1 protein-coding gene is annotated in these 396 nt (G+C 80.3%); it reads left to right on the forward strand.

Annotated features, from left to right (window positions below):
* A partial coding sequence (locus IF73_RS38425; protein WP_037881904.1) for a phosphopantetheine-binding protein occupies positions 1-396 on the forward strand: 396 nt, incomplete at both ends.

Raw genomic sequence — 396 nt, forward strand, 5'->3', positions numbered from 1 at the left:
GCTGGACCGCCGCGCCCTGCCCGCCCCCGACTTCACCGCCGGCACCGCGCACCGTGCCCCGCGCAGCCCGCGCGAGGAGATCCTCTGCGGCCTCTTCGCAGACCTCCTCGGCCTGCCCGGGACCGGCATCGACGACGACTTCTTCCCCCCCGGCGCCCACTCCCCCCTCGCCGCCCGCCTCGCCGTCCGCATCCGCGCCGCGCTCGGCGCGGAACTCACCCTCCGTGACCTCTTCGAGGCCCCGCCCGTGGCGCCCCTCGCCGAACGCCTCGACGGCGCCGCCCCCGCCCGGCCCTCCCCGCCGAACGGTTCGTCCCCCCCCCCCACGGCCCGCGCGGCGCCCGCGTGTACCGCACCGGCGACCTCGCCCGCTGGCGCGCCGACGGCACCCTGGAG

Source organism: Streptomyces sp. NRRL F-5727 (genome assembly GCF_000719555.1).
GTDB lineage: Bacteria > Actinomycetota > Actinomycetes > Streptomycetales > Streptomycetaceae > Streptomyces.